This window comes from Gluconobacter sp. Gdi (assembly GCF_014132155.1).
In the GTDB taxonomy this organism is placed as follows: domain Bacteria; phylum Pseudomonadota; class Alphaproteobacteria; order Acetobacterales; family Acetobacteraceae; genus Gluconobacter.
In genome coordinates this window covers 539553-560593 of record NZ_BLJQ01000002.1, presented here as the reverse complement: position 1 = coordinate 560593, position 21041 = coordinate 539553, and the positions used below count along the sequence as shown (strand labels likewise).

Sequence of the window (21041 nt, the reverse complement as noted above, 5' to 3'; positions counted from 1 at the left end):
CATGACGTGGCTTCGTCTCTCCCCACTGGAATGGTCAGACCTGCGCCGGGCGCTTGGCATCTACGCCACGGCGACGTTCCTGCGCGGCAACTACATGATCTTGATGCTCGCCTGCTGGATGATTGCCGCTCTTTCCACTCTCCGGGACCTGCATGGTCTGCTCAGACATGAAACGTTGACGGAGGCTTTGTCGCACACCAACGTTTTCTATGTGATCCTCGTCGTGATGGTCGTTCAGAGTGTGCTCCAGCTTCATACGAACAATCAGATCAGCGGCTCACAGGCTCCGTCCATCCCTGGACTGGCCCTTGCCGAAGCACGGGCCGCCAGCATTGTCGCAAGCGTGATCATTCTGGGGCTCGCCGGCTTGATGAGACTGCTGCCGGTTCCTTTCCACGACGCCCTTTTCTTTATCCTTTTCAACGCCATCCCCTCAACTGTGCAGTGGTACGCTCCCCCGCGTGAGCAATCTGGCAAAAAACGGGTCGCCATTCTTCTCTTCGGGGTGGCCTTGATGGTTGGGCAGTTCGCACTGGTACTCGTCTCAGATGCTACCTACTGGATGCTGACACGCCCTGCTGTTCTGACTATTCCCGCCAGCATCATTCTGTTCATGGCACTGATCGGCAGTATCCTGTCCCTCCCGAACCGACTTTATGGCAGCAAACCCCTTGCACCGGCCGCTCATGAGACAGGACAGTCTCTTCCGGCAGAGACAACACATTCCAGTCGCGCAAGACCTCCCACACAGCGTTCTTTGACGCCTTATCAACTCCGTCAGATGCTTCTTGCGCCCGTCACCCCCGTCACTTTCAGAACCGACATCCTGGTCAGCCTGTTTCTCATTCCAGTGACACTGTCTGTCTTTGCAATGATAGAGGCGTTTCTCGCCCATCGCAGTTTCAGTTCGGCCTGGGTCAAGTCCGTGGGAACGGGCTGCGTCATGCTGGTCATCGGGGACAAGTGGCTATTGGACCGACAGCACTGGCCGCTCCTTCTTGTTACAGGGCGTTTTGGCAGCAGACTGGAGTTTGTACGGGCCGTTTTCAGAGCCAAACTCTCCCGAATGCTGATCATCACCCCCATCCGGGTGCTTACCCTTGTCGTACCTTATGCAGTCCTGAAGCCTCTGCTTCCTGCAACTGCCATCTTTGAGGCGCTGGACCTGATCGTACTTGTCGGCGGCATGACCCTTTGCTCCGCCCTGCCGTTCGTGATCATGCGCGCGCCCCCAAAATCAGTCGTTTTTGCCTTTAATCTCGCCCCGCTCCTTCTGATCCAGATGTGTTCGCCTTTTCTGCTGAGCGTCAGATATGCCGCATATCTGGCTATGACAGCGCTTGTTCTCGGGCTCCTCAGCTACTGTTTTGCACCCTATCGACTGAGCCGGTCAGACTGGCCTTACGAAAACGAATAACTGATCGGAACAGAAATTCTGGCGCCAAGACATTTTCAGCGAATACCTTCGGGCAGTCTTCAGAAATCAGCCCCAACCTGCGCAAACACATAGCGTCCGGGAATAAAGCCCGAATACTGCGCCACAGCCGTATTGGAAGCCCCGTCTACCACGAAAGGCGGTTGCCTGTTGAACAGGTTGTTGATGCCCGTATTAAACGTCCATCGACCCGATCGATATCCCACCGTCACATCCTGAAGGAAAACGCCCGGTGAGCGCGTACGCCCTGCCGTCTGCGGTGCCAGATCGTTCGTGCCGTCATTCCAGTGCATCCCGCCAATATACTGCACCATGTAGGTCAGGCTGAACGCGCCATGCTGCCAGCTGACCGTAGTGTAGCTCCGCTCACGCGGCATGCCGCTTCCAGCCAGATAGAGCAGTCGACCTGTGTAATTCCGCCATGCGCCACCCGGCGTGTACTGCTGGAAATACCCAATCAACTGCTGATAGTTTTCAGACAAGGACAGACTGTCACGCCGCCCCAAACGCATTCGGTATGTCAGATCAATATCCAGGCCATTCGTTCGCAGGCCACCAAGGTTCTGCTGAACGGCAGAAATGGCCGTGAGCTGTCCGTTTGTGGAACGAGGCGAAACCAGGGAGCAAAGCTGTGGTTCCGTTCCCGTATAGCATCCGTCCAGAATATACTGCGTACTCGGTGCGGAAATCATGTTCTGCAACGTGTAGTGCCAGTATTCGACGGACAGCGAGAGATGCGGCACCCAGTGCGGTGTGACGACTGTTCCGATTGTATAGGTACGGCCCGTTTCTGGCTTCAAAGCCGCATTTCCGCCCGACAGCGTGGGCAACTGCCCCACGAACGCCGAATTGAACGTCTCGGGATTGATCCCTTCAGACACGCACCGTGCCAGGACCGTACCGGCCCGCGCACCATAGGCTCCGGCCTGACTGCATGGATCGGACGCAGACGGATAACTCAGCGTGCGACCACCGTAGAGGCTATAGATACTCGGCTGCCGGTAGGACGTTCCCAGAGTGGCGCGAAACGCGATGTCCTGAACCGGTGCCCAGTGCAGCCCGACCTTCCAATTCTTTGTCGTTCCAAACGTGTTGTAGGCAGAAATACGCCCCTGAAGATCCACCGTCAGGTCCCGGGCCAGAAAAGCATGTTCGAGAAGCGGGATTTTCCCTTCGACATATCCTTCCGTCACATGAAAGCCACCACCGGTATAAGCCGTGGTTGCACCCGTTGAGTCGCCACGCTCGACTATGGAGTCCGGCTTGTAGCTAAGCTGTTCGCTTCGGTGTTCCATCCCGAAAGCCAGACCGATCTGACCGCCATGTCGATACGGCAAGCTGACAACGCGATTATTGTGGAAGCGCAGATTGACGTCCCGCATCTGGTAATCTGCATGATCATGCTGAGTGAACCGAACATAGTCCGCCGCCTGCTCTGAATACGGCGCAAACGGGTTTTGCAGAACGCATCCTGAAGCAGCCACGCAGATATCCGGGTTGTATCGCACCGCACTCGAAGAACTGGACGGATCAAGCTGTTCCGTGCCTGTCGTTTCCAGCAGATGGCGATAGTTGACCATATTCTGCGTCTGCGCCGTCAACTGACTGACGCCGTAAGTCATGGAGGCATCATACTGCCAGTCTCCGACAATGCGTCCTTTGGCACCACCAATGACCGTCCAGGTATCCACAGCAAAATCATTTTGCCGGTATCCGACATCTTCCATCCGCTTCGTCACAGCGTAATCCTTACCCCATGGATTATCAGGGCTATCCGCTGGAATGATCCAGGAAGACGGAAGACTGGAAGGCGGGATGCTCCCTTGCACAGGAGAAGGGGATAGCTGCCGGGAGGCCGTAGTGTGACTGTAACGAACGTTGGAATACAGCGTGATGTGTGCGTTCAGATCATAATGGGCATCACCAGACAAGGCCGCATTCTGATGATAGTTCTGGAGCATTGAGCCTTCAGCGAAATTATACAGATCTGAAGACTGAAAGGCCCGAAAACTGCCATTGCCGTCAGGGACCATGCGCTTCCCCGTAACCGGGTTAAACGCCACGCCTGATGGGATAATGGAGGAGCCAAAACCTGGCGCTCCAGAAGCCGGATTGTCGTTCTGCGGCAGCGCAGCCCATCGTCGATCCCGTGAAGAAATTGGTCCAGTCGTGTCGTACTGACCAAACAGGGTGACGTTGCCCCGGCCATGATCGAAATTGAAGCCCTTGTAACCAGAAATCAGCCCCGATCGACTGTCTCCATATTGTGTGATGCCGCCCTTGATCGTCAGGTTTCCGCCCGTCAGATCATGCTTCAACCGAATGTTGATCACGCCTGAAACAGCGTCTGCTCCGTAGAGTTCGGAACCCCCATCCTTCAGGATCTCGATCCGGTCGATCTGCTGCACGGGAATGGCGTTGAGATCCACACATTCAGATCCGGCATTCATCGCCGTGCGCTTGCCATCAATGAGAATCAGAACACGCCCCTGCCCCAGATTGCGCAGGTCTGTGCAGGACACGCCCCCACCGCCGTTCGTGCGGGTATTGGGTGTTCCTGATGAGCCGACAGAGGGCAGACGGGTCAGATAATCTCCAAGGGAGATGGCCGAAGTTTTCTGAATATCCTTCGCCGAAATGATCTGAACCGGATTGGCGGTCTTGTTCCCCGCCCCTCCAAGATAAGATCCCGTTACAACAATATCCTCGGACTTCGAGGACTTGAGGGTCTCTGTCCGGTCATCTGCAAAGACGACAGGGCTCCACATCATGCCGCCAATCAGAGCCGGATAAAAAGGACGAACAGCTTTCCGAAAAGGGCGGACAGACATGGAGAATACACACTCAGACATTATGTTACGATATAACATATCTCTAGTGACCGACTGTGCCGTCATTCAAGCGACAAACAATGACCATCCCGTTGCGTCCAGTGTCACCCGGCAGACGGTCGTGCTTTGCGCGATGTTATGATAGAGAGACCTTCCCCTTTTCCGACAGCGCAGCAGCAAGACCGATCCATGCCAAAGAGTCCGTTCCTTCTCGAAGCCCAGGCACGTGGCCTGATTTTCCAGTGCACCGACCTCGACGCCCTCGATGAAGCCATGCTGGCTGGACCGATTACTGCCTATGTAGGCTTCGACCCGACGGCGGACTCCCTGCATGTGGGCAATGCTATGTCCATCATGGCGCTGCGCCTGTTGCAGAAGCATGGTCATCGCCCAATTGCCCTGATGGGTGGCGGCACGGCAAAGATTGGTGATCCGTCCTTCCGTGACGAAGCCCGCTCGCTCATGACGAACGATACAATCGCGCACAACATCGCTGGCATTGAACAGTCCCTGCGCCAGTTCATCACCTTCAGCGATGAAGACCCGTCCAGCGGCGCGATCCTCGCCAACAATGCGGAATGGCTGGACAAGCTGTCCTACATCAACCTGCTACAGGACGTCGGCGTTCATTTCTCCATCAGCCGTATGCTGTCTTTCGAGAGCGTGAAGCAGCGTCTGGACCGTGAGCAGGGCCTGACGTTTCTGGAGTTCAACTACTCCATCCTTCAGTCCTACGACTTCCGTGAACTGAACCGCCGCCATGGAGCCGTGCTTCAGATGGGCGGCTCGGACCAGTGGGGCAACATTGTTGCCGGTATCGACCTGACGCGCCGCACTGATGGCAAGCAGGTGTTTGGTCTCACCACGCCTCTCGTCACCACGTCGTCCGGCGTAAAGATGGGCAAGTCCGCACAGGGCGCCACATGGCTCCGCGCCGAGAAGCGTTCGGTCTTTGACTACTGGCAGTTCTGGCGCAACACGGAAGACGCCGATGTCGGCCGCTTCCTTAAGCTCTTCACGGATCTTCCCGTTGAAGAATGCGAACGTCTGGGCGCACTTGAAGGAGCCGAGATCAACGAAGCCAAGAAGATCCTCGCCACGGAAGCCACTGCGATCTGTCACGGACGCACGGCTGCAGAAGAGGCTGCCGAGACGGCCCGCAAGGTCTTCGAACAGGGCTCCACAACGGCCGCTCTTCCGGAAATCGATCTTCCCGCCAATATGCTGGCCGAAGGTCTTCCGGCGTTCCGCGTCTTTCAGGAGGCCGGTCTTGCCGCCAGTGGTGGGGAGGCTCGTCGGCTGATCCGTGGCGGTGGTGGCCGCGTCAATGACGTCGTCATTTCCGATGAAAACCAGACCTTCACACTTGAGGATTTACGCGAGGGCACGCTGAAGGTCTCGTCCGGCAAAAAGAAGCACATTCTTATCCGTCCGGTCTGAACCTGACAGATGTCATGACCTTGTCATGACGTCCTTCACTGTTTCGGATCATGGCTTGTGTCATAATCTTTCCGAAACAGTGGAGTCTGCGGTCGTGCCAAATCAGAAAAACTGGAAAGCTCTTTCCACCGATGCCGCCGGACTGCTGTTCGCCGTCGTCTGGGCAGCACGCGGTGCCATGGCAGCGCATGTTTCCACAATGGCCATGGCCATCCCGATTGCTGTCATCACGCTAGTCCTGCTTGCCGGGTTTGCCAGACGCGACCTGATCCAGTGTCGCCCCGAGCGCATTTGGGACGCGGCCCTGCTGCGCCGTGTAAAGATCATGCGCATCATTGCCATCACTGTGATGATAACCTCCGTCCGCAGCACGCATCATCCGGAACTGCTTTACCCGCTGCTCGGATGCATTATTGGCCTTTCGTACATCCCTATGGGCCGCGCGATGCACGAACCCGTTCATGTCATCATGGGTTTTGTGATTGTCAGCGTGTCAGCTCTTTCTTTCCTGCTTCCAGAACCGCTACATCTTGAAGTCGCGGGCTTTGGCACCGCTCTGGCCATCTGGGTCGGTGCCGTTATCCGTCTGCGCAATTCCGGAACCCTGTCCTTTCTGCCGAAGAACGCTTTGCCCTCATGACAGAAATAGAGACCTTCATCCCGCTTCCTGGAAACAAGGAGGACAACTGGCCGAGCTTCAACCGGTATCGGGTCTCTTATCTCGTTTATCTTCTGATCTACCCTATTCCCTGGTTGATCCATGGAGCACCTACCTTTCCGGCAGCCCTGTTTTCTGCTGGGGCAACAGGCATTTTCCTGCTGCTATATTTCGCGCCTTACCGCAATGACCGGTATTATGGGCTGCCAGAGATTATCTTCACGGCCCTTATCGGATTTGCGACCGCATGGACGCAGGGCGACTGGCTGGTCTTCAATATTTATGCCACCGCCATGTGCGCCTGTTTCAGGCAGATGCGGCAAGCTGTCCTGACAATTGTATGTTTGCAGATCGCCCTGTTCGCGTTTGTCTGGCTTCAGGACAAATCCATGCTGCACGCGAGCATCGGGGCCTTCTTTAGCATCATCACCTATATCGGGACGTGGATGCAGTGGAAGCTGGGCCTGCAAAACCTGCAACTCCGCAAGGCACAACACGAAATCCGGACTCTGGCCGCCACAGCAGAGCGCGAACGTATCGCGCGGGATGTACATGATCTTCTGGGCCATTCCCTGACGGTCATTTCAGTCAAAGCCGAGTTGGCCAACCGCCTGTTCGAGACGCACCCCGCACGCGCACAGCGAGAACTTCAGGACATCACACAGATTGCCCGAACGTCTTTGAAAGAAGTTCGTGAGGCCGTCACCGGCATGAATGGTGCGTCCCTTCAGCATGAGCTGGAGCGTGCCCGCAAGGCGCTTGAAGCAGCATCCATCAGTCTGACCATCCATCACGCTGAGCGTCTCGAAGATCACCCACAAAGCAGCGTTCTCGCGATGGCATTGCGAGAGGCCGTCACGAATGTGATCCGTCATTCCGGTGCGCGACATTGCACCATCAGTTTTGACTGTGATGCTGGGGGGCAACCCTGTGCCATTCGCATTGAAGATGATGGCGCCCAGCAGTCAGGCCGGTCTCCGGCCCCTCCGCAGGAAGGAAACGGCCTTCGTGGCATGAGAACACGTCTTGCCGCTGCGGGAGGCTCTTTAATGCTAAGCCATACCTCAAGCGGCCTCCGACTCACAGCGAGTATTACCCCATGATCCGCCTTATTCTGGCCGAAGACCAAGCCATGCTTCTGGATGCTTTTGAAGCGCTTCTTGGCCTTGAAGAAGACATTCAGATCGTGGGGCGCGCACCAGATGGACAACGGGCGCTCCAGCTCGCGGCCGACCTGCGCCCGGATGTCATCATCACGGACATCGAAATGCCGAACATGACAGGCATTGAACTGGCAGAAAAAATCCGGGAACAGGGCCTTCCAAGCCGTGTCATGATCGTGACGACCTTTGGCCGCGCTGGATATCTGCGCCGTGCTCTTCAGGCAGGCGTGCGTGGATACATGCTCAAGGATGCCCCGATTACGCAACTCGCCGATGCTATTCGGAAAGTCGCTGCTGGTGGCCGCGCCATTGCGTCAGATCTGGCAGAGTCTGTCTGGGATGCTCTGCCCGACCCGTTGTCAGACCGTGAACGATCCATGCTCCGTCTGGCTGAAGCCGGGCGAACGAACAAGGAGATTGCTGAAGAGCTCTCCCTGTCCGCCGGGACAGTCCGTAACTACTTCTCGGAAATTGTTCAGAAACTCGATGCCCGTAACCGGATTGAAGCCGGGCGCGTCGCCCGGCAGAACGGCTGGCTCTAACCCCAGCCGCAACGACGGTTCAGGACGGCGCAAATCCCTGCACGCCAACCTGAAGCACAAACAGTGACCCGGCTGCGCACATGAACAGATGGTCGCGTTTCGGGCCACCGAACGTCAGGTTTGAGCACCCCTGCGGCAAGCGAAGCCGACCAATGAGCTTGCCCACCGGATTAAAAACAAACACCCCGCATAAGCCGAGCGGACCCGACGCGCCACACCACAAGTTCCCGAATACATCCACACGAATGCCATCCGGGTTCATCTGCGCGCCATTCAGCTTCATGTCCGCAAAAATGCGCCCGTTGGTAAGGCTACTGCCATTCACGTCATAGACATGGATGGCCTGATCGCCACCCGCTTTCTGCCCCGGCCCTTTAGGCGTCGAAACGACGTAAAGCTTTTTGTAGTCGGGAGAAAAACACAAGCCATTCGGATCAAGTAGATCCTTTTCCTGCAAAACGGCCTGAAGCGTTCCATCCGGGGCAATGCGAAAGACATGGTCACTCTGTCGTTTGGTCCCCCCAATTTCACCCGTCAGTTCACGGCCAATATTCCAGCGAATTTTTCCGTCCGGATTGGTGGGCCCACCGGGTTCATCCGCATGACCTTCCGTAATGTTCGTGCCGTAACCGGGGTCCGTGAACCACAAGCTCCCGTCGGGGTGAGGCACAACATCGTTGGGGGAATTCAGGCCCTTGCTTTCAAACCTATCAGCGAGAACCTTAACGCTTCCGTCATGCTCCCACCGCACGACGCGCCGGAAAAAATCTTCACAGACAACAAGCCGGCCATCGAAATCAAAGCAGTTCCCATTGGCTGCATAGCCATCGGGGCGGAAATCCGTGATTTCTCCAGTTTCCCAAATATAGCGTAACGCACGGGAGCGAATAACATCACTGAGAACCAGAAAGCGCCCTTCACTGCTCCATGCAGGACCTTCCAGCCAGCCGCCCTGATCCCACACGCGACGAATGGGAGCCGCGAAATACGTCAAATCACGAAACGAGGGATCAATCGCAATCACGTCAGGGTCAGGCAGATAACTGGGACCTGCTTTCTCGCCCCACGCTCTAGGTGGCTGGCTGATAACACTCGGCGGCTCTACAGCCCCCTGAGGCTGAGCCGCTTTGGCTTTGGCAGCACCAAGACAGACCAGCCCCGCCGCCCCCGAAAGAACCGTGCGGCGCGCCAGAAGAACACCTGACCGGCTATTCCCGTCAGTCTGAACACTCGTTTCGTCAGACATCGTCCCTCTCCAAATAGAACGTGCCTATTCTCGTTGTTTTCCTGAAAGGCGAAAATCAAAATTTCGGAATAACCAGGAAATACCAGAGAATTTCGAGAAAAGCGTCTATCGCGCTTCAGCCTCGATCAGACGCACCACGAGGTCCATGAGCCTTTTTTCGCTATAGGACGCAACTGCGCGCTGACGTCCCCGCTCTCCCATAGCACGCGCCAGAGGTAGATCCTGTGTCACTGTTCTCAGCGCGCGGGCCAATGGCGCAGAGAGGCCGGGAGGCACCAGAAAGCCGGTCTGTCCATCGACGACCTGTTCTCGTGGACCGCGAACATCAGTCGCCACTACAGGCAATTCCGTCAGCATCGCTTCAATGACGGACATGGGAAGCCCTTCAAAGTGGCTTGGAAGCGCAAACACGTCTGCGGCGGCAAGAAGATCCGGCACATCTTCCCGATAACCCAGCATCCGCAACCGCGGGCCTAAAAGCTGTCTGGCTCTGTCAAACGCGGGCCCGAGGGCATCGCCATGATCAGATGGCAGCCGCTCCCCCACAACCCAGAGTTCAGCTCCTGGCACATCTTCCATGGCTCGGAGAAGCTCCGGATGGCCTTTGTGGCGCACAAGTCGCGACACCACGATGACCACGGGGCGATCTTCCGGAACACCCAACTCCCTACGGATACGGGCCCGTACCAAGGGATTAGCATGATAGCGCTTGGGGTCACGTCCATTACCAATAGCAACGGGATGCGCATTCAGGTGCAGGCGTCGCGCATCCCGTGCCTCTTCAACCGAGACGGTCATGTACAGATCCGTAATCCGACCTGCGGCCCATTCCAGAACAACGGAGAGCACCCGGCGGGCCAAAGGTCCAGGTTGATTGAACAGGAAACCATGACAGGTGTAGGCAATGATCCTGACACCACAAAGACGCGCAGCAAACCGCGCCAGAATGCCACTGATGGGCATATGTCCATGCACGACGTCAGGCTTCTCCCGACGAATAAGCCGGATGAGCGCGACAAACGCGCGAAGCTGCGCAACCGGTGACAATGAGCGCGCCATCGGCACTGCATGAACGACAAACCCACCTGCACGTACTGGCGCCAGATGGGGGCCTTCCGCACAGGCTCCCTGAACCTCATGCCCGGCGGCACGAAGCGCCTTCATTAAGGGAAACAGGAACTGGCGCAGAGAGAAATCAACGTTTGTGATTTCAAGGATTTTCACAACAGCACCTTTATTCCGGGATACGTTCCAGAAGCCAGGTGACAGTCTGGGAGACAACCTGAAGTGGTTTTGAGGGTGCCGCAGGTTTGGCACTTTCCTGCGCTTCTCCACCATTCTCGGCTATCTCTTCCGCCGCAGGAACAACGCGCCTGAGAGAAGCAATAACGATCTGCTTGGTCTTTTCACGCCGACCGCGCGCCAGATAGACGTCATCTTCGAGCAGCAACATGCCGCCCTTCTGACGGAAGCGCCAGATCATGCCACCCACCTGAAGAATGATATCTTCGTCGTCTCGTGTGACATGCACGTCCGGGTGAATATGGAACCGCAGCGCGAACGGCGTCTCGCGCTCACCTTCAAGAACTTCCTGCCCGCGCAGGTCTTCTCCGTCCGCCCCAAGGTAAAGACGTCGCGTCCACTTCATTCCAAGCGGCGGATGATACCCGTCATGAGACAGATCCAGCCAATGGGCTTCCCCACTGCTTTGATGCTCGCATGTGACATGCGCCGGACGCCGCGTGACATGTCCGTCAGGCCCGAAGTCTGAGGACGACAGACCATCCGCGACCAGAACCGTATGCGCTGCACTGGCTCTCAGCGCCTGCGCCCATGCCCCCACCTGCGCACTGCCGCAATTAACGAAAAGACGATGCCGCTGGTTTGAAAACTCGAAAGACAACGTGCCAGCATGCGCTGCCTGATCATAACTGGTCGGTGGAGGCGCACCGCTATCCACAATCAGCAGAGACTTTCCGAGAGCCAGCCGGGTAAATTTCCCCTGATGCATGGCGGGCGCAATCAGCTTCTGCCTTGATCCCTGCGCCAGAACATCTTCCACCATCGCGCTGTAACGCTCGTTGGAACCATTAAAAACAGCCAGACCACCATCACCATGACGCATGGCACGCAACACCGGGCAGACTCTGTCCAGGGCCACATCAATAAAGGGCGGCACGCTCGAATGCGCTGTGCGGAACATGACGGACATTTCTGCCAGCTCACGCGCTGTCTGATATTGTGCTTCCGGAGACCGCTCAGCAACCGTCCCATCGGAAAGAATCAGACGTTCAATTTCCGCTGGAAGGTAACGCAGGAAGCGCGTCATAAACCCGTTGTGATCCGGCATAGCCAGAGCAGCTGCAAGCAGGCCACGCAAGGCTGTCAGCCCACGCCAGCCTTGCGGTTCAAGTGGCAAAAGAGCGGCAATGGTCCGCCCCTCTACCAACATCCGGTCCATGATTTTTTGCTGAAGTTTACGATCCGCCGAAGCCAGGCAGAACTCGTGGTTTGCCAGCCAGGATGAAAGGCGCGCACCTGTTACGCAGGCATCCTTGACCAGCGGATCCGTTGGGGGATGCGATACCCAGTCCGCGACAAGCGCGCGGGCCGTCATGCGGGCATCGTCACTGCCTAATGCGCGGAGATCCCGCAGCCATGCAAAACTTTGCAGCCACTGTTTTGCTGGTTCCGGCCAAGGGCCACGTTCCCACTTTCCGCGTGGCAGATCGTAGTCCTGCCGCTCAAACCGAAAGCGACCCGCGACAAGGCGGGCGCCCTGCTCGGCGTCCCCCTTCCACGGGTCACGATAAATATAAACCGGTCCCTCTGAAGTTCCGCCACCAACGGGCAGTCGTGCGAGTGAAAGTCGTGCGTCCTGAATCCAGCGACGAATGGGCATCAGGCGCTGTCTTCCTTGAACGGGCCTTCAAGTGCATGAATGGCTGAGTCACGGTCCGGCTTACCAAAGACGGCTGACCCTGCCACCAGCATCCGCGCGCCGGCAGCCACCACTTTGGGCGCCGTGACCGGGTCAATGCCGCCATCAACCGCCAGCACGATATCGCGTCTACTGTCTTCAATCATGCGCGACAGGGTTCGGATTTTTGGCAGCTGGCTTTCCAGGAAGCTCTGGCCGCCAAACCCGGGATTCACTGTCATGACCAGAATGATGTCTACCAAATCAAGCACCTCTGACAGTGCTTCTGGCGGCGTCCCCGGACAGATCGCAATTCCCGGGCGGCAACCAAGCGCACGGATGGTCTGAAGCGTCCGGTGAATATGGGGGGCGTTTTCCACGTGCACCGTAATGTGATCTGCGCCAGCCTTGGCTGTTGCTTCCAGATACGGATCAACCGGATCGATCATCAGGTGTACGTCGAACTTCGCATCCGTGTGCTTTCGCAAGGCCGAGATCACCCCAGGACCGAACGAGATATTCGGCACGAAATGACCGTCCATTACATCCAGATGTAACCAGGGCGCGCGGGAGATGGATGCAATCTCATCTCCAAGACGGGCGAAGTCGGCAGCCAGCAGGCTGGGGGCGACAATGATCGGGGATCGTTCTGTCATGTTGTTATGTATCGGCAAAGCAACCTCCAGACGCAAGACAGTTCCGCACATCCCCGCGCGTTCGTGAGCGAGTACCGCCGACGAGACCCTCAGGAACCCAACCGCTGCTGATGCGTCCTCATCAGACTGTCTGACTACTACCACCGTAGTATGGAGTTTTTATGACCGATCGCCTCTCCCCCATTCTGCTTAGTAGAGACGCCTGGATCCGCCGACCATCTCACCGGGCATGGCTCGAAATGCAAGGCCGTCGGTTGCTGGATTTTAGCAAGGAAGGTTGTATCGACGGGGGGTTTGCAGGGTTGGATATGGAAGGTCACCTTCCTGAAGGCGCCAAGGCAGAAGCGACCCTGACTGCGCGATGCGTTCACGCTTATGCGACTGCGGAACTCCAGGGCATTCCAGGAAGCGCACCGCTCGTCGCACATGGCGTGAATGCGCTCATGACATCCTTTCGGGACCAGCAACACGGAGGCTGGAACCACTTCGCGGATCAGCCTCATGAGCGCAAGCAGGCCTATCTGCACGCGTTCGTCGCACTTGCCGCGTCCTCTGCTGTTCTGATCGGGGTGGAAGGTGCCAACGCACTTCTCAAGGATGCCATCCATCAGATCGAGACGCATTTCTGGTCTGAAGACGAAGGCGTCATGCGCGAGAGCTTCGCAGACGACTGGTCAGACGAAGAGAACTACCGTGGCGCCAATAGCAACATGCATTCCACAGAAGCCTTCATGGCCCTTGCGGACGTTACAGGTGATGTGAAGTGGTTGCGCCGCGCGCTGCGGATTGTCACACGGTTTGTGCATGAACTGGCCCCACAGCAGGGCTTCGCAATGCCCGAGCACTTCAACCGAAATTGGGATCTGCTGCGGAATTATCATGAAGACAAGCCTACGGACGATCTACGCCCCTACGGCATGACACCGGGCCATTTCGTTGAATGGTCGCACCTGACCGTGAAACTAGAAGCAGCTCTACTCCGCAGAGGCGAAACAGCTCCGGGCTGGATGCTTCATGACGCACAGGCGCTCTTCGAGACCGGCATGAAATCAGGCTGGAATGTCGATGGTCTTCCCGGAATGGTTTACACAATTGACTGGGATCACAAACCCCATGTGCCTTCCCGCGTCCACTGGGCTCATGCAGAAGCGCTGACGGCGGCAATCAACCTGTATAAGCGCACAGGAAATCCACATTACGAGCACTGGTATCGCACGATCTGGGATTATATCGACACAACCCTGATTGATCGGGATTTTGGAAGCTGGTTCAACGAAGTGAGCCCGGAAGGCGAGCCAACAGAGCATATCTACAAAGGTAAAGGCGACCTTTACCACGCCTACCAATCCACTCTGGCACCGATGATGCCACTGGCTCCGTCACTCGCAACAGCGATCGAACAGATTGGTGTGCCCTACTGAGCAGGCGACGGTTTCGTCACCCAGTACACCGGGAGCGCCACGGCCTCCCGGAACAGATAATAGAGTTCAGGCAGCCGAAAGACTTTTGGATACGCGCCTGACACGTCTTTCACGCCAGCATGCCGCAATGCCCATTCTGCCCGCATGATATGAAACCACTGCGAAACGACGACTGCCCCTTCCGGCGCTTCCTGCGCAACGTGCACAGCCGTCAGCCAGGTATTGTTTCCCTGTGAATCAACAATGATCGCTTCGGCCGGAACACCGTGATTTTCCAGCCAGTGCGCCATGATTTCAGCTTCATCCTGATGATTGGAAGTTTCCACAGCTCCACTCACCATCAGTTCCCGAACGCGTTTTTCTTTCCAGAGTAACAATCCGGTTTCCAGACGGTCCTGCAACGCTGGCTTCGGCACGCCCGCATCCGTGACGGCTGTGCCGAAAATGACGCCCATTTCTGCGGGGCTGGCAGACGCACGCATACCCGTCACGGCAACGCATGCACACCAAATCGTACATACAATACCGCCAGCCAACGCCGCTGCCGCAATCCGCTTTCCCCAGCGAAGAGTCACGAGTGCTTCTCACCCTGCTGCTCCCGCATACGCAGGATGTATAACAACGCCACCACTGCCGCCAAAAACCCTGACAGTGCTCCGACACCCAAGGACCACCGCGGCCCAAAATAATTGGCAACCCACCCCACAACAGGGGCACCAAATGGGGATGATCCTGCAAAAACAGCAAACCGGATGGCCAGCACGCGCCCTCGCATGGATGGGTCGCTCGAGAGCTGCATGAAGCTGTTACTGGTGGCTGTAAATGTCAGAGACGATACGCCGGTAATGAGCAACGTGCAGGCAAAAAGCCAGTATGTCGGAGCCAATGCTCCCAACAGGCAACCCACACCAAAAATCAATGAACCATTCAGCAGAACGTCAAAATCTGCCTTTTTACGGCCTGCTGCCAGAAAGCCACCCAGAATGGTGCCCACGGCCATGGCGGAATTCAGAATTCCATAGCCATGCGCGCCGACGTGAAACACACCAACGGCCATGGTCGCAATAAAGATGGGAAAGTTGAGACCAAACGCTCCGATAATAAACAGCATAATCAGAATGGTCCGAAGATCCTCGCGCGCCCAGACATAGCGCAGACCACTGGTCAGGGCATTACGCTCGCTTTCTCTGGCTCTGGCATGCCGAAACAGGTCCTCACGCCGAATAAACAGCAACGAACCCATGACACCGAAAAACGAAACCCCATTCAGGACAAACGACCAGCCTGAACCAATTTCTGCAATACAGAACCCTGCAACCGCAGGCCCAATCATCCGCCCAGCGTTATAGGACATGGAATTGATGGCCACTGCATTTGGAAGATCGGTCTCTCCCACCAGTTCACCGACAAACGTCTGACGGACAGGGCTGTCAAACGCAGCAACACAGCCACTCAGAAAAGCAAACAGATCCACCTGCCAGAGACGAATCGAACCCGTAACAACAAGCAGGCCGAGTGCAACGGCCAGAACACCCAGAGCACCTTGGGTAAAGAGCAGGAATCGATGCTTCTCAACCCGATCTGCAATCAGTCCGGTCCAGAGCATTAGCAAGAGGGGTGGGGCAAGCTGGAGGGCCATCACGATGCCAATGGCCATGGCATCGTGATGAGTCAGTTCAGTAAGAACAAGCCAGTCCTGCGTGGTAAACTGCATCCATGTTCCGATGTTGGAGAACAGTGCTCCCCAAACCCAGACACGATAATTGCGCCGCCCCAGAGAGCGGAAAGTGTCACCCAGCATTAGGGGACACTCCAGGCTGAAAACAACAGGAAGACGGACAGACTGGCATCTACCCACTGTCAGGAATCTTACATTAGATGTCGAGGGTTATTCCGCAGGAACGACCCTCACATCATGATTACAGGTGCCCCTGTTCCAGTTCCTGAGCAAGGGCATCGGCATGATAGACGGTCTTGAGTGCAGCCATGATGGCACTTGTATCCGTCGAAACCGCTCTGTTGCGCTCGCCATCGTAATAAAGATCGCCCGCCAGACTATCGAGATTGCCATCGAAAATCAGGCCCACCACATTGCCCTGCCGGTTAATGACCGGGGAGCCTGAATTTCCACCCACGATATCATTCGTCGAAACAAAATCGAGATTCGTGGAAAGTGTCAGATGAGGTTTTGCATCCAGCCAGACCTGCGGAAGGCGGAACGGATCGCTCCCGGTCGCATGTTTGTACATTCCGGCAAAGTTTGTGAAAGGCGCAATGGTCTTGGCACCATCCTGCCAACCTTTGACGGTGCCGTAAGACAGTCTTGGTGAGAATGTAGCATCCGGGTAAAGCGTATCTGCCTGTCCTTCTGCCTGAGCGCGCGCAAACTGGGCACGGGCAATCGCACCCTGAGCTTCATGCATTGGTGCTTCGATCTGATCACGGCTTCGATTGCGGATCACATCCAGAACCGGCTGCAACTGACGGGCTAGAACAATCATCGGGTCCGTAGAGGCCTGAATGGCCTTTGCACCACCCTTATACAACGCAAGGCGCTGCGCAGGATCAGCAAGCTTCGTTCCCTGCATCAGCTCCGTAGCGCGTTCATCCGGGCTTTTTGTGCCGAGAACCAGATGAACGGCAGCATCATCCTCACCCAGCATCTGACGCATCGTGGTCATGCCCAGAGCCAGCGTCATGGTTTCCAGATCGACATGCACCGGCACTTTGGCAGAAATTTCAGCTTCAAGTTCAGCCAGTTCGGCATCGTGGTAGCCCGCACGGCGCTCGGCATCCGGCTTCTGTCGCTCCTGCGCGGCTGATACCAGCATGACAGCATCACCGAGCAGGCCATGAACGGTACGGGCAATGGCAAAATCATGGCCATAAGACTGGCGCTGTATGGCCAGTGCAGCCTCCACTTTTTTGAACGGCTCGCCATAGGTCTTGCGGCGCTCGGCATCCGCATCAATCCAGGCCTGAAGAGCGCGATCTTCCGCTTCACGCTTTTCCATCACGCCGGGTTCCCGCAGAGCCTTCACGGTGCCCGACAGAGATTTTAGGCCGTTCTGAACGCCGAACAGCGTATTTTGCGCTTCAATCAGATGTTCCTTGCTTTCACGCGAATACTGCCAGAGCGCCCCTTCGCTGGTAGAATACACCCCAATGATGGTTGGCAGGATAACGTCCCGCTGAAACGTCAATGCACTGGCCGGAAGAGACCGCTGCGTTCGCCCGGGATTACCAGACGTGAACACCAGCTCTCCTGCTTTTGGCCCTTTCGGATCAAACTTGAAGAAAGGTGTGTGGACCGGCTTACCGTCCTCAAACACCCGCAACATCGACAGGTCGATATCATAACGTGGGAAGGTAAAATTGTCCGGATCGCCGCCAAAGAATGCGATATCCTGATCTGGCGCCATCACGAGGCGCACATCCTGATATCGACGATAGCGATACAGGGCGGTCTGACCACCATGGTAAAGCGTCACAACATCACACCGCCAGTGTGTTGCATCTCCGCCCGCACATTCCTTCGTCAGAACGCTACTGGCAGCCTGAAGCGCCTTTGCATACTCTGCACCGTGCTTGCCTGCGGTCATATCAGCGACACGGCCTGTCACGTCTTTCACCTGATCCAGACGATCCAGCTCCATGCCCGGGCACTGCGGCTCTTTGGAAACATCTGCTGCCGAAAAACCATCATGAAAATAGTCGTGTGTCTTGTCTGACAGATCCGTCAGGCAGGTATTGGCACAATGATGATTCGTCATCACCAACCCGTCACCAGAGACAAAGGACGCCGAGCATCCTTCTGCCAGACGTGCTGAAGATTGAATGACATGATTGATCCATTCAGCGGAAGGCTCAAACCCATATTGCTGCTTTAACTGACGGGCTGGCAGATGATCGAACGTCCACATTCCTTCCTCAGCCTGAGCTGAACCGAGGGCTGTGCCTGCAATGAGCAGAGCAGGTAACAAGCGCTTAACAACACGCATGACAGATCCTAGAAATGTTATCTTATAACAATACTCTATCCTGCTCTGCCTCGCCGCTCCATCCCTGCCGACGAAATTTTGATACCCCCACGCAATACGGAATTTATTGACATTCGCTCGCAGCCCATGAAGGAGTGCGTCTTCACCTTGGGGCGCCCTGACAAAGGGCTGAGAGACTGCTGATGGTATGTGCTTTCGAGCCATACCAGCGCAGTGACCCATCGAACCTGATCCAGTTCATGCTGGCGGAGGGATGGTGGCTACTGACAGATCCACAGACTGGATTTTCGGTATCTCTCGTCGTCCCCGCCTTGCAGGGGGATCGCAGCATTGCAGGCGGGACAGCACCATCATGACCACCAGATTTCCGCGCAAATCCCGTCAGGTTCCTGCCGTCCTGCTCGGCCTGACCGTCTGTGCTGGTACGGTGCGCGCGGCTGACACGACAGCCCTTACCCCGCATGCGTCCATCGCCCCGAAAGCCGAGCACATCACTGTTCACCGCGTCTCTGACAGCGCACTCGGGCACCAGCCCGGCGGCGGACTGATCCGACCGGAAAACAGCGTTCGCTCTATCAGCACAGTCAGCCGCGACTACATGGACAAGCAGCCCCCGATGGCGACGGCCTATCAGCTCGCCTCCATGCTGCCCGGTGCGAATGTCGCCACATCCGATCCGTTCGGCTTTTCGCCCAACACCAACCTGACCGTGCGCGGCCTGAACAATGATGCCATCGGCTATGTGCTGGAAGGCACGCCGCTGAACGATGTCGCCTATTATTCCGGCTATCCGAGTCAGTTCGCCGATAGCGAAAACTACAGCCAAGTCGCACTTGCCCAAGGTTCCGCAGATCTGGACAGCCCCGTTCTAAACGCCGCCGGTGGGCTGATGAGCCTGTCCTTTCTCGACCCGTCACAGAAGGCCGGGGGTTTCGCCAGCGTCTCCTATGGCTCCTTCGACACCAACCGCGAATTCATCCGCCTTGAAACGGGAAACATCGGCAATTCCGGCATTCGTGGCTTTGTATCCTACTCCCACAGCGCCAGCGACAACTGGCGTGGGCCGGGGCGGGACAAGCGCCAGCATGTCGATTTCAAGTTCCTGAAGGAATGGGGCCAAGGCAACCGCGCCAGCCTCATCGGCTCCTTCAACACCACCGTCACCAGCTATTATCCGCAGGTCACGATGGAAAGCTGGAAAGCCGATGGCATTCATGGCGCGAACAACCTTGCAGGCCATTATGACGCCTCCAACGCAGACAATGCCGTCAATTACTGGCGTCTGTGGCGCGCGCCGGAACGCACCTTCTATGCAGGCGCACCCGTCCATCTGCATCTGACGCATCAGCTTTCTCTGGACATCACACCCTACGCACAGTTCGCCTATGGCAACGTTCCGGGTGGCTCCACACTGACGGAAACAGGCCTCTATAACGGCACTCAGCCCCTGAGTGACACGCTTACGCTACCCAATGCGCAGGACGGGACCGCTGTCGTCCGTGCCAACTACACGCAACGCAGTTATCGCTCCGGATTCAATTCCACCCTGCATTACAAAACCGGCTGGAACGATTTCGTCCTCGGTTACTGGTATGATTACGGAGACGACAACGAGCAGCAGCCCTTCACAACCGTTTCTGCCACCGGCGCCTCAGGCGATATCTGGGCGGAAAACAACAGTAGCCTGATCCATCTTGCGAACGGACAGAAACTGCTGGGCGGCAGCTTCCACACCATTTCCCAGACCAACGCGCTGTATGTGGGCGATCACATCTCGCTCCTGCATGATCGCCTGACCATCGAGGCGGGTTTCAAGGCCGTCATGATGAGCCGCGCTGGCACGAACAATGTTCCCGGCCCTCAGTATCGTGTGGCGTCAAACAGCATGGAGCCTCTGCCGCGCCTTGGCGTCCGCTGGCGCATTGATGAGCAGAACCAGATTTTCTTCAACGCCACGACCAATTTCCGCGCGCCAGACCAGACGGCGCTTTACAACACCTACGACCCAACCTCCGGCGCACTCGCGACAACCGGCAGTGCGGATGTCCGCAACGAATATTCCATTTCCGAAGAACTGGGATATCGCCGTACGGGACAATGGATCATCGGCAGCCTGACGCTGTTCAACTACAATTTCACCAACCGCCAGATCTCAACGCTGGCCTCCCAGAACGGCTCCATCATTCAGACGACCATGAATGCCGGCGGCCAGACCTCGCGCGGTGTGGATGTGGAAATCGGCCTCCGCCCCTGGCACCACTTCAGCCCCTATGTTTCCGGCGAGTATCTGCACGCCACCATTGATAATAACATTGCCTCAGGTGGCGATCTTCTACCGACCAAAGGCAAACTCGCTGTTCGCAGCCCGACACTTCAGGCTGCGGCTGGCCTCAGCTACGATGACGGGCACATCTTCGGCGTCGCCACCCTGCATTACACGGGGCACCAATACGCAACGTTCATGAATGATGAGCGGATGTCAGACCGCACAACAGGCGATATTTCCGTCGGCTATCGCTTCGGTGATCTGTCCCGCCTGCACAAGCCAACCCTGCGCCTGAACTTCATCAACATCACCAATGAGCGCTCCCTGTCCGGCGTTGCCAGCCCGACCCTGAACGCAAAGGATACGACCGGCATTTACGGCAGCACGATCAGTGGGAGCGCCCCAAGTTATTACATCGGCGGCGGTTTCGCAGCCCTGTTCACAGCGTCCACAGGCTTCTGA

At 56.8% G+C, this 21041-nt stretch carries 15 protein-coding genes and 1 riboswitch; of the genes, 7 read left to right on the top strand and 8 right to left on the bottom strand.

Going from position 1 to position 21041, the window contains the following annotated elements:
* Position 1 precedes the first annotated feature (1 nt).
* Complete coding sequence (locus JN414_RS06400) at positions 2-1417, top strand: ABC transporter permease (protein ID WP_202207169.1); 1416 nt, start codon at positions 2-4, stop codon at positions 1415-1417.
* Between the two features lie 59 nt (positions 1418-1476).
* On the opposite strand, the gene JN414_RS06395 is transcribed toward JN414_RS06400, so the two are convergent.
* The gene (locus JN414_RS06395; protein WP_202207168.1) at positions 1477-4266 is read right to left on the bottom strand and encodes a TonB-dependent receptor domain-containing protein; all 2790 of its coding nucleotides are present in this window, start codon (positions 4264-4266) and stop codon (positions 1477-1479) included.
* 189 nt (positions 4267-4455) lie between these two features.
* Between JN414_RS06395 and tyrS the strand changes: the two genes are divergently transcribed.
* The 4 genes from tyrS to JN414_RS06375 are packed head-to-tail and all read left to right on the top strand — an operon-like array spanning position 4456 to position 8069.
* Positions 4456-5706, top strand: coding sequence for a tyrosine--tRNA ligase (tyrS, locus tag JN414_RS06390; RefSeq protein WP_064274803.1), 1251 nt, complete (start codon positions 4456-4458; stop codon positions 5704-5706).
* A 25-nt stretch (positions 5707-5731) separates the two neighbouring features.
* The gene (locus JN414_RS06385) at positions 5732-6346 is read left to right on the top strand and encodes a hypothetical protein (protein ID WP_202207167.1); all 615 of its coding nucleotides are present in this window, start codon (positions 5732-5734) and stop codon (positions 6344-6346) included.
* A complete protein-coding gene (locus tag JN414_RS06380; protein ID WP_202207166.1) occupies positions 6343-7467 on the top strand; it encodes a sensor histidine kinase in 1125 nt (374 codons plus the stop codon). The genes JN414_RS06385 and JN414_RS06380 overlap by 4 nt, the downstream gene beginning before the upstream one ends.
* Positions 7464-8069 carry a response regulator transcription factor gene (locus JN414_RS06375; protein ID WP_046900746.1) on the top strand — a complete coding sequence of 202 codons (606 nt, stop codon included), beginning with the start codon at positions 7464-7466 and terminating at the stop codon, positions 8067-8069. Before JN414_RS06380 ends, JN414_RS06375 begins: the two co-directional genes overlap by 4 nt.
* 19 nt (positions 8070-8088) lie before the next feature.
* On the opposite strand, the gene JN414_RS06370 is transcribed toward JN414_RS06375, so the two are convergent.
* The 4 genes from JN414_RS06370 to rpe all read right to left on the bottom strand — a co-directional run bounded on the left by JN414_RS06370 (position 8089) and on the right by rpe (position 12891).
* Positions 8089-9315, bottom strand: coding sequence for an SMP-30/gluconolactonase/LRE family protein (locus JN414_RS06370; protein ID WP_202207165.1), 1227 nt, complete (start codon positions 9313-9315; stop codon positions 8089-8091).
* Between the two features lie 105 nt (positions 9316-9420).
* Positions 9421-10539 carry a glycosyltransferase family 4 protein gene (locus JN414_RS06365; RefSeq protein ID WP_202207164.1) on the bottom strand — a complete coding sequence of 373 codons (1119 nt, stop codon included), beginning with the start codon at positions 10537-10539 and terminating at the stop codon, positions 9421-9423.
* Between the two features lie 10 nt (positions 10540-10549).
* Positions 10550-12217, bottom strand: a complete 1668-nt coding sequence (locus JN414_RS06360) for a heparinase II/III family protein (RefSeq protein ID WP_202207163.1) — start codon at positions 12215-12217, stop codon at positions 10550-10552.
* Positions 12217-12891 (bottom strand): ribulose-phosphate 3-epimerase, encoded by a 675-nt coding sequence (rpe, locus tag JN414_RS06355; RefSeq protein WP_202207162.1) that lies wholly within the window; start codon positions 12889-12891, stop codon positions 12217-12219. The genes JN414_RS06360 and rpe overlap by 1 nt, the downstream gene beginning before the upstream one ends.
* Positions 12892-13052: 161 nt before the next feature.
* Between rpe and JN414_RS06350 the strand changes: the two genes are divergently transcribed.
* Positions 13053-14312: an AGE family epimerase/isomerase gene (locus JN414_RS06350; RefSeq protein WP_202207161.1), complete on the top strand. Its 1260-nt coding sequence runs from the start codon at positions 13053-13055 to the stop codon at positions 14310-14312.
* Here the strand turns inward: JN414_RS06350 and JN414_RS06345 are convergent.
* The 3 genes from JN414_RS06345 to JN414_RS06335 form a co-directional block, all read right to left on the bottom strand.
* Positions 14306-14887, bottom strand: coding sequence for a YdcF family protein (locus JN414_RS06345; protein WP_237389913.1), 582 nt, complete (start codon positions 14885-14887; stop codon positions 14306-14308). The two genes, JN414_RS06350 and JN414_RS06345, sit on opposite strands and share 7 nt — an antisense overlap.
* On the bottom strand, positions 14884-16113 hold the full coding sequence (locus JN414_RS06340) for an MFS transporter (RefSeq protein WP_202207160.1): 1230 nt from the start codon (positions 16111-16113) through the stop codon (positions 14884-14886). The genes JN414_RS06345 and JN414_RS06340 overlap by 4 nt, the downstream gene beginning before the upstream one ends.
* A 118-nt stretch (positions 16114-16231) precedes the next feature.
* Positions 16232-18313 carry a S46 family peptidase gene (locus tag JN414_RS06335; protein ID WP_202207159.1) on the bottom strand — a complete coding sequence of 694 codons (2082 nt, stop codon included), beginning with the start codon at positions 18311-18313 and terminating at the stop codon, positions 16232-16234.
* Positions 18314-18451: 138 nt separating this feature from the next.
* A riboswitch (TPP riboswitch) is annotated at positions 18452-18584 on the top strand.
* Between the two features lie 81 nt (positions 18585-18665).
* Here JN414_RS06335 and JN414_RS06330 point away from each other — a divergent pair.
* Positions 18666-21041 carry a TonB-dependent receptor gene (locus JN414_RS06330; RefSeq protein ID WP_202207158.1) on the top strand — a complete coding sequence of 792 codons (2376 nt, stop codon included), beginning with the start codon at positions 18666-18668 and terminating at the stop codon, positions 21039-21041.

Coding starts and splice junctions, on each gene's coding strand:
- JN414_RS06330 (WP_202207158.1), top strand. CDS start 18,666: ATGACCACCAGATTTCCGCGCAAATCCCGTCAGGTTCCTGCCGTCCTG.
- JN414_RS06380 (WP_202207166.1), top strand. CDS start 6,343: ATGACAGAAATAGAGACCTTCATCCCGCTTCCTGGAAACAAGGAGGAC.
- JN414_RS06360 (WP_202207163.1), bottom strand. CDS start 12,217: ATGCCCATTCGTCGCTGGATTCAGGACGCACGACTTTCACTCGCACGA.
- tyrS (WP_064274803.1), top strand. CDS start 4,456: ATGCCAAAGAGTCCGTTCCTTCTCGAAGCCCAGGCACGTGGCCTGATT.
- JN414_RS06375 (WP_046900746.1), top strand. CDS start 7,464: ATGATCCGCCTTATTCTGGCCGAAGACCAAGCCATGCTTCTGGATGCT.
- JN414_RS06350 (WP_202207161.1), top strand. CDS start 13,053: ATGACCGATCGCCTCTCCCCCATTCTGCTTAGTAGAGACGCCTGGATC.
- JN414_RS06400 (WP_202207169.1), top strand. CDS start 2: ATGACGTGGCTTCGTCTCTCCCCACTGGAATGGTCAGACCTGCGCCGG.
- JN414_RS06385 (WP_202207167.1), top strand. CDS start 5,732: ATGACGTCCTTCACTGTTTCGGATCATGGCTTGTGTCATAATCTTTCC.
- JN414_RS06335 (WP_202207159.1), bottom strand. CDS start 18,313: ATGCGTGTTGTTAAGCGCTTGTTACCTGCTCTGCTCATTGCAGGCACA.
- rpe (WP_202207162.1), bottom strand. CDS start 12,891: ATGACAGAACGATCCCCGATCATTGTCGCCCCCAGCCTGCTGGCTGCC.
- JN414_RS06370 (WP_202207165.1), bottom strand. CDS start 9,315: ATGTCTGACGAAACGAGTGTTCAGACTGACGGGAATAGCCGGTCAGGT.
- JN414_RS06395 (WP_202207168.1), bottom strand. CDS start 4,266: ATGTCTGTCCGCCCTTTTCGGAAAGCTGTTCGTCCTTTTTATCCGGCT.
- JN414_RS06340 (WP_202207160.1), bottom strand. CDS start 16,113: ATGCTGGGTGACACTTTCCGCTCTCTGGGGCGGCGCAATTATCGTGTC.